The following is an 8,609-nucleotide window of genomic DNA, read 5'->3' on the forward strand; positions in this document are numbered from 1 at the left end:
GTCCCAATATTTTATCTGCTATAGCATTGCTTAATGTAGATGCGTTGCTTACGCGTAAGACTCTGCTTTTAAAAAAGTCTACAATCCACAGATGATCACCCGCATCAAGATATAATGCAATGGGATTAATTGTAGTGCCACTTACTGTAGTAATTTCTAACTCTGCAGCAGCACCATTGGTGTAACTGTTATAATTGCCAAAACGTAAAATACGGTTATTCCCATAATCAGCTATAAATACTTTTCCTGTTGTAGCACTTACTACCATATGCGATGGGGTTTTGAGCTGATTAAGCTCGATTCCCTGAGCAGTGTTTGTATAGTTATTTTGCCCGTAAACAAGATCTGCATCCTGCCCGTTTGTCCACTGGCTGTACAACTTTTCTGGAATTATAAAAATGGCGAATAAAACGAAAAGCAGCCCCCTGATTAGGGCTAATAGAGATTCTTTCATAAATAGTATATAAGTTAGATAGGACAATATAGCAAAAAAATAAATTTTGAGTGGCGCTGAAAGCCCCATCGTATGATTTAAATACTCTAGTACTTGTCTGAACCGATAACTATTTAGTTTATTTTCCCGCTTTCAATAAGAAAGAAAAAGTACTACCCGCACCGTATTCGCTCACAACAGCTATCTCTCCTCCCATAGCCTCTATAAATTCCTTACTTATGCTAAGTCCTAAGCCCGTTCCTTCTTTTTTACTACCCGGTACACGAAAATAGCGTTCGAAAATTCTGGACAAATATTGAGACTCTATTCCCTGGCCTGTATCAACAACTGAAAAACGAATTTTATCTCTTTCAGACTGTATCGCCGAAATGCTCATGAGAATAAAGAATGATAACAACAGCATACGTTCAATAAAACTATTTGAAAAATCAGAACTTAACGGTGACTCCGGCATTTAGTACAGACACTCCATAACCGAGTTCTGCGTAAGCCCCGATATTATCACTAAAAAACCACCTTCCTCCTAAAAAAACCGATAATCCCATTCCACTGCCATAATTGTCTGCTATCACCATATCATCTCCATCTGAAGAATATTTCACAATATTATAACCTAGCATCGCTCCTCCGTATACGTCCAATTTGGGGACAGACGTAAAGCCATTATAATGGTAAGCACTGCGAGCTCCAAGAACAAAATAGTTCCACTTATATGTATAATTACCACTCATATATTTATACCCTGTATTCCCCACATAACCGCCTAAACTAATCACTCCGGGACCATTAATGTCCCACACCCCATAGTCGGCCGATGCACTGATTGCCGGACGCTCGTTTCCAAGTCCTCCCAAAGTTGTCCCCAGTCCTATTCCAACATTAGTCATAGTAGTTCCTTTTTGAAATTGCTGCGCCTGGACAGCCATAGTGATAAAAATTACCGCCAGTGTAAAGATTGTTTTTTTCATTTTTAAAGTTGTTTGTAATACTATTCGATAAGTTCATAAAAACAGGAACGCCCGTGAATCAGACGCCCTGTTGTTTTTTATAAAATCAATTTTCAGCATACAGGATATTAGGCCCCTGCTCATAATGATAATTTCCACTATAATAGTTAAACAGTCCTTCCCAATCACCCTTTAAAGGTGAAGAACTGTTTCCATCACCATTGGTATCACCACCATTTACATCGTCTTTATAAGAAGTTAGAATTGCAGTGGCGTGAAGATTAATATTATGAGGATATGCTCTTTGGAGCCCTGCCGTAGTACGCTGGAACTTCACTACCACATTAGGCCCTATATTAATCGTTGCCGGATCATAAACTTGGCAGTATTGATCCAAAACATAAGGTACTTCTGTATTGTTCCAGTTAACTGTTGATCCCGAAGGGCTACCTGTAAAATTCATGTAAATACCATTGTATGTATTTTTTTGTGAAGGTTCATCCGGATTGTGAAATACATTACTTGGATCTAAATTATAAAAGGAACTGAAATAAATAGGTTTCCCATTATCATAAAATGCATTATTGCTAAATTTACTTACTGTCGCATCTTTCATATAAGAGCTTCCGTAAAATGCACAAGACCTATCATACGAAGTATTTTGGTAAAACGTATGTGCAATCCGGCAATTGTCAAACGTAAACGAAACTGAATTGGGGCCTGAAATATCAACAGCATTACTGTTTCCTCCACTACTCTTTCCCGCATAAAAAATATCAACATACTGAAATATAGTCTCAGTAGTACCATTCAGAGAAATCTCCACCCAATCGCCTTTTGCAGGCTGACTAGCCTTACCGTCAGCATTAGTGTCACCACAATAACGGTCATCTGCCAATGACGTAAATACAATACGCTTATCTGATCTTCCTTTAGCTAGAATTTTACCCCCAACTACAGAGATTCTTGCATCTTTGACCTTCACATTTACACCGGGTTCAATAATCAACTCAGATTTTATGGTTAAATCAGAACCGTTTATTACATACACAAAACCTTCTTTCCATACGGTGGGCTGATCTATAGTTCCCGACACCGTAATAATTTCACAGGCGGCAATGGGCTTTGCGGGATTGTTATCCTCATCTTTTGAGCAGGAAACAAAGGCAATTGCAATAAAGCATAGCCATATCATTTTTCTAATTGTTGTTTTCATAATTTTTATTTTATAGTTTACGATTTTGTCTGAATGAAGAAGCAAGCAGGTACGAGTGCCTCTTTTGTTCATTTGATGAAAGCAAAGTTATATGAGTGACATTTCCTATAATACCCCCCAAAGGGGGTTTTTATTCAGGTGTGGATACAACTATCTTTACCTTATAAACTAAATAGTCAAAACAGTATGATTAAAAGATCTATGTTAATGATTTTACTTTGGTTGCCTTTAATCGGCTCTGCACAGTCCATAGATTCATTAGAAAGGGAATTGAACAAGAATACACATAACATAGCAGACAAGATTAAAATATATGATTCCCTGGCAAAAGCCTATAGAGATTTAAATTTTCTTAAATCGATAACCTATAACAAACTGGGATTAGAACTGGCAGAGAAAAATAACGACGAAAAAAGTGTTCTCAAATTCTATTCAAATATAAGCGCAAGTTACTATCGGGGCGGTATTTACGATACTGCTAGCCTGTATCTGGAAAAGGCTTTACCTCTTGCCCGGCAACAGCAGGATTACAGATCAGAGGCTGTCATTGCAGTAACGTATGGCGCAATATACCAGGTACAGAGTCTGTATAACAAATCATTAGAAAGTTACCTGAATGCTGCAAAAATACTGGAAGAAAAAAACGACATGAAGGGACTTTGCAGTGTATATTCCAATATAGGCGGCATTTATCAGATATTGAAAAACTATCCTCCTGCATTGGTCTACTTTAAAAAAGCGGAACAACTTGCAATAGAGGAAGATAATCAAGCATCGCTGGCTAATATATACATATCCCTCAGCGACATCTCTCTGCATCAAAATAAAACAAAGAAAGAACCCCTACAATATGCAGAAAAAGCACTGCAGATTAGCAAGAATATAAATGACAGTTTTAATGAAGCTTCCGCTTTACAGATGCTATCGAGGGTACATTATTATTATGGTGACCCTCAGGCAGCGCTGCCCATGGCCCAAAAAGCTTTACAAAAAACCAAAAATCTCGGATTCCCCAACCTGACTGCACATGCATTGATCGACATTTCTAATATTTATTTTTTTCGGGACGATTATACCCGAGCAGCAGAAAATGCATTGGAGAGTTTAAATACGGATACTACCGATGCTAACATTGCCATGAATGCCTATGCAAATCTGATCCAGGCAAATGCGTACCTCGGACATCCCGAACTTACCGAACAGTATCTGAAAAGCTACCGTGAGGTTTTGGACCGCTATGCCAATAATTCCTATCAACACTCCCTTTCAGAAATGGTCGTAAAATACGAAACCGAAAAGAAAGAACTCAAAATAACAGCATTGGAAAAACAAAGACAACTTTATATCTGGTTGGGCATTGCTTCAGGTATCTTATTACTTTTTGCACTGGCATTTGGCATCATACGCTATCGATTAGCCATGAATAAGCGAAAACTCGCCGAAGAAAAAGCTTCCAGGTTGGAACAGGAAAAACAACTTGTTGCGGTACAGGCGACATTAGATGGGGAGGCAGCAGAAAGAACAAGATTAGCCAGGGATCTGCATGACGGGTTGGGAAGTATGCTTTCTGTAGTTAAGTTTAACCTGCCGCAAGTGAAAGGTGGCGCCGTTCTGGAAATCAATGATGTATCCCGTTTCAATAAAGCATTAACCATGCTTGATGATTCCATTCAGGAACTGCGCCGTGTTGCGCATCACATGATGCCCGAATCGTTGTTGCGTTATGGACTGAAAATCTCTCTTACAGATTTCTGTGACGCGATCCCTTCAGTAGATTTTCATTATTTTGGAAATGAGACCCGGCTATCCGAAAAAATGGAAATCATGGTCTATCGATGTATACACGAGCTGGTAAGCAATGCCCTGAAACATGCAAGGTCAAGCGGTATTCATGTACAGCTTGTGCAAGAAGAAGACAGATTATCCTTTACAGTGCAGGACAACGGAATCGGATTTGACAAGAAAAAGATAACCGAAGGTATGGGGCTGAGCAATATCCGGCAACGGGTAGAAGCCTTTAACGGTAAGATGAACATCTACACCTCCAACCAGGGAACTGAAATAAATGTGGAACTGGAATTCACAAAAAACTAACAACATGATTAAAATAGCTATTTTGGATGACCATAAAATTCTGAGTGAAGGACTCTGTCGGCTTATTACTGATTCTGGTGTGGGTACCGTTGTCGGCATGGCTAACAGTATAGCGGAAAGCCGGCAATCTCTTGTATTCTGGAAACCTGATGTCTTGTTACTGGACGTGGGATTACCCGAAGAGAGTGGTCTGGATTATTGCAGGGAAGTAAAAGAAAATTTTCCGGAAATAAAGGTCCTTGCCCTAACCACACATAATGAATATGCCATCGTACGACAGATGCTGGATAATGGGGCCTCCGGCTATCTTATCAAGAATGCTATGGCAGATGAAGTATTAGCCGGAATAGAAGCTGTTGCAGCAGGCAAGATTTTCCTCTCTCATGAAATTGATCTTCTTATGAAAAGGCCTTCAAAAAAAAATATCTGGCTCACAGACCGGGAACGGGTATTGCTTCGCCTGATTTCCGAAGGATTGACCAATGGTGAAATCGCTGATCAGATTTTTCTTAGCCCAGAAACCATAAAAGGTTACCGAAAGAACCTTTTGTTAAAACTGGGAGCAAAAAACACAGCCGTATTGGTAAAGATAGCCATCGAAAAAAAACTTATCTAAGCGGACTGTTTGGTAAAAATCTAAATCCTATTATCAGCATGGCCAATTTGTGGAATAATCTTAATATAGATAGACTATTCTCTTAATCAGCTATTCAAGAGATTTCAATTTTGCTTTCATGATCCTTATTTCTTCCTTCTGGCTGGAGATAATTTCCTGTTGCAATTTTAGGATTTCGGGATCTGAAGATTTAGATTGCTCGCTCATTAAAATTGCTGCCGCATGGTGTGGAATCATTCCTTTTAGAAATTGCTTATCGGAAACAGCAGCTTGAGCTTGAATTAATGAAAAGAAAATAATTAAGCCTATTGAACATATTCCGATAAGGCTCGCATTCAACTTTTTATTGTCATACATCTTACTCATTAAAATAAGTTCAATAATAATCATAGGCATAGTCATTAACATAGCCATATAGAATTGATTGATATTCGGATATACGTTTGCAAGACGATCTACCATAGAATACATCAGAATATACATGGCTATAAAAGACAGCAAAGCCATCATCAGTAATTTTTGATAAGGATTCTTGTGACTGGTTTCCTTTTGCGCCTCGTTATGCTCCATATTTTTCATGATAACTGGATTAAGTTGATTTTCAGTTTGCTGTTCCCCATATTTAACAACAATAGATTTGCAACCATAGTTTTCAATATCCCCAAAAGAATCCTCTGATTGGAATCGTTAAAGACACCAAATAGTATATTTTTGACATATGAAATGGATTACCCGCGATAGACCTAAAATTGACCGTATTGCCTGCCCGTGGCTTATTAAACGTTTTGTAGACCCGAACGCTGAAATCATCTATGTCCCGTATACGGAGGTGTTGACAGAAGCACAAAAACTGGACGCAATCCCTTTTGATTTGCCTGGAGTAGAATATACACACTATCATAACCAGTGCACTTTCGATTATATTATCAAAAAGCATCAATTAAAGGACCCTGCCTTGTTCCGTATTGCGACCATCGTTCGTGGTGCTGATACCGACCGACATGATTTTGCGCCACAAGCTGCCGGACTGGAAGCTATTTTTTCAGGATTAGCGTACAATATCAAAGATGATAAAGAATTGCTGGATGTGGGGATGATGATATACGATGGTCTATACAGTTGGGCAACACATCTATTTAAAAAGAAGCATTCGCAGGATGGTCCTATTGAGCAAATGTTATTGCAGGTTTATCATCAGTACTTAAAACAGGAAAAAGGTAAGAAAACACCTGAATGGGCTAAAACATTAAAAGAACTGATTCAGGATCAACTGGACACAAATATGACCCTGAGCTTACAACAGGCATCTGAAGAACTGGAGATAAATCCCGCATATTTATCAAGGGAGTTCTCCAAATACTTTGACGATCTGAGTTTTGGTGATTATATGCGTAAACTGCGGATTGAAAGGGCTTGTGAACTCATCGAAAAAACTAAACACAGTTTGACTGAAATCGGCTATCTTACTGGTTTTTCTGACCAAAGTCATTTCAACCGTATTTTTAAAAAATTCACAGGTCAAAGTCCGTCTGTTTATCGAAAATCAGTCAAAAAGTAAAAATTAGACTAGTAGTTAAATTCGTACAATTTTACAATAAAAATCATGAATAAACTTGCATAAAATACAAGCTTAATTCATGACATATTTCCGTTTTTTATCATTACTGATGCTGCTTTTGGCCGTGGCCGATAGTTACGCGCAAAATACGCCGGTACAAAGTTATCCGAAGATTACTGGTTACGTCGGCATACTGCATCCGATTGTTACCTACAGTAGCACAACTACAGACACGAATTTTGATGGCCACTATGTAGTGGGAATGCCTACAGGCATCAATCTCTGGAAAAGTCAAAAAATTGGGTTTTCAGCAGAGTTCGTACCATCAGTTCGCGCTCAAGATGGCAGTAGTAAAATGGCTAATTTCACTTTTCACCCCGGTGTTCTTGTGGCCCTGGGCGACGGCTTCATTTTTGCGGGACGTGTCGCTTTTGAAACATCCGGACGTTACGGCTTGACGCCGGTACTAAACAAAACCTTAATTAAAAACAAGAATTGCAGCTACTTCGCTGCCCTGCCATTACCCATTCGCTTCGGGAACGATAAGTCAACTTCTTTCACCATAGGTTTTCAATTTGGAATTGCTTTCTGACCATGAAAAATAAAAAATATACATTAAAAGACATCACTCTCTATTTCCTGAAGCTCGGTACCTGGGGCTTTGGCGGTCCCGTAGCCTTAGTAGGTTATATGCACAGAGATTTAGTAGAAGAAAAACAATGGCTAAGCGAAGAAGAATACAAAGAAGGAGTAGCTTTAGCACAGCTTGCACCCGGGCCACTTGCTGCACAGCTAGGAATTTACATTGGTTTTGTCCATTATGGTCTTCTTGGTGCTACGCTTGCCGGTTTGGCGTTTGTACTGCCGTCCTTTATCATGGTAGTAACATTGGGCGTGGTTTATCAACTATATAGTGGGCTACCCTGGATGCATGAGATATTCTATGGCGTAAGTGCTGCAGTGATTGGCATAATTAGCATCAGTGCCTACAAATTAACTTTAAAATCCGTCGGAAAGCTCAACCTCGCTAATATTAAGGACAATTGGCTGTTATGGATATTTTATCTGATAGCTGTGGTGGTGACGGTTATTACACAGCAGGAGGAAGTAGCTCTCTCTTTATAGGATGTGGACTGCTATATATGCTTATAAAAGCACCGCCGGCCTGGATAAAGAAACCAAATGCGTTGCCGATACTCTTCTTTAGTAATGCCGGATTTTGGAATTACTCAAAAGATACGCTGGAAGAAATCGGTTTGTTTTTTCTAAAAGCAGGTGCTTTTGTATTTGGCAGTGGCCTGGCAATTGTCCCCTTTCTTCATGCTGGTGTAGTTAACGAATATCAATGGCTAAACGAAAACCAGTTTGTTGATGCCGTAGCGGTAGCTATGGTTACACCCGGACCAGTAGTAATTACCGTTGGATTTATCGGTTACCTTATGAGCGGCTTTCCGGGCGCTGCCGTTGCTGCCCTGGCTACTTTTTTACCTTGCTTTTTATTTACCGTTATTTTGGCTCCTTACTTTAAAAAGATCGCCAAAAACGCAAGTATTAAAGCCTTTGTAGATGGTATAACAGCAGCAGTAATTGGTGCACTGGTTGCTTCAGTTATTGTTATCGCAACACGTTCTATTGTTGATGTGCCTACCGCACTTATCGCTCTAACCAGCAGCCTGGTTTTAATCTATATAAAGAAAATAACAGAGCCGCAGCTCATCGCGTTT

Annotated in this window: 11 protein-coding genes; 6 read left to right on the forward strand and 5 right to left on the reverse strand. The window is 39.3% G+C overall.

The window, feature by feature from the left end:
• The 4 genes from ABWO41_RS12590 to ABWO41_RS12605 form a co-directional block, all read right to left on the reverse strand.
• Window positions 1-454 (reverse strand): NHL repeat-containing protein (locus ABWO41_RS12590; protein WP_353138411.1); only part of this gene is annotated, 454 nt, incomplete at its 3' end.
• A 118-nt stretch (window positions 455-572) separates the two neighbouring features.
• On the reverse strand, window positions 573-857 hold the full coding sequence (locus ABWO41_RS12595; protein ID WP_353138414.1) for an ATP-binding protein: 285 nt from the start codon (window positions 855-857) through the stop codon (window positions 573-575).
• A gap of 25 nt (window positions 858-882) precedes the next feature.
• Entirely contained in the window at window positions 883-1,422 is a 540-nt protein-coding gene (locus ABWO41_RS12600) for a hypothetical protein (protein ID WP_353138417.1), read from the reverse strand.
• An 85-nt stretch (window positions 1,423-1,507) separates the two neighbouring features.
• Window positions 1,508-2,617 carry a hypothetical protein gene (locus tag ABWO41_RS12605; RefSeq protein ID WP_353138420.1) on the reverse strand — a complete coding sequence of 370 codons (1,110 nt, stop codon included), beginning with the start codon at window positions 2,615-2,617 and terminating at the stop codon, window positions 1,508-1,510.
• A 186-nt stretch (window positions 2,618-2,803) separates the two neighbouring features.
• Here ABWO41_RS12605 and ABWO41_RS12610 point away from each other — a divergent pair, with 186 nt between their 5' ends.
• Together ABWO41_RS12610 and ABWO41_RS12615 are read left to right on the forward strand one after the other, a co-directional pair.
• Window positions 2,804-4,711 (forward strand): ATP-binding protein, encoded by a 1,908-nt coding sequence (locus ABWO41_RS12610; protein ID WP_353138423.1) that lies wholly within the window; start codon window positions 2,804-2,806, stop codon window positions 4,709-4,711.
• A gap of 4 nt (window positions 4,712-4,715) precedes the next feature.
• Window positions 4,716-5,327 carry a response regulator gene (locus ABWO41_RS12615; protein WP_353138426.1) on the forward strand — a complete coding sequence of 204 codons (612 nt, stop codon included), beginning with the start codon at window positions 4,716-4,718 and terminating at the stop codon, window positions 5,325-5,327.
• A gap of 90 nt (window positions 5,328-5,417) precedes the next feature.
• Here ABWO41_RS12615 and ABWO41_RS12620 read toward each other — a convergent pair whose 3' ends face one another.
• Window positions 5,418-5,906 carry a DUF305 domain-containing protein gene (locus ABWO41_RS12620; RefSeq protein ID WP_353138429.1) on the reverse strand — a complete coding sequence of 163 codons (489 nt, stop codon included), beginning with the start codon at window positions 5,904-5,906 and terminating at the stop codon, window positions 5,418-5,420.
• 139 nt (window positions 5,907-6,045) lie between these two features.
• Between ABWO41_RS12620 and ABWO41_RS12625 the strand changes: the two genes are divergently transcribed.
• From ABWO41_RS12625 to chrA (ABWO41_RS12640), 4 genes are all read left to right on the forward strand, one after another.
• Window positions 6,046-6,885: a chromate resistance protein ChrB domain-containing protein gene (locus ABWO41_RS12625; protein ID WP_353138432.1), complete on the forward strand. Its 840-nt coding sequence runs from the start codon at window positions 6,046-6,048 to the stop codon at window positions 6,883-6,885.
• A 79-nt stretch (window positions 6,886-6,964) separates the two neighbouring features.
• Window positions 6,965-7,477 carry a hypothetical protein gene (locus tag ABWO41_RS12630; RefSeq protein WP_353138435.1) on the forward strand — a complete coding sequence of 171 codons (513 nt, stop codon included), beginning with the start codon at window positions 6,965-6,967 and terminating at the stop codon, window positions 7,475-7,477.
• 2 nt (window positions 7,478-7,479) lie between these two features.
• Complete coding sequence (chrA, locus tag ABWO41_RS12635; protein WP_353138438.1) at window positions 7,480-8,010, forward strand: chromate efflux transporter; 531 nt, start codon at window positions 7,480-7,482, stop codon at window positions 8,008-8,010.
• Window positions 7,938-8,609 (forward strand): chromate efflux transporter (gene chrA, locus ABWO41_RS12640; protein ID WP_353138441.1); only part of this gene is annotated, 672 nt, incomplete at its 3' end. The genes chrA (ABWO41_RS12635) and chrA (ABWO41_RS12640), both read left to right, overlap by 73 nt.

It is taken from the genome of Pseudopedobacter sp., from assembly GCF_040392825.1.
Classification (GTDB): domain Bacteria; phylum Bacteroidota; class Bacteroidia; order Sphingobacteriales; family Sphingobacteriaceae; genus Pseudopedobacter.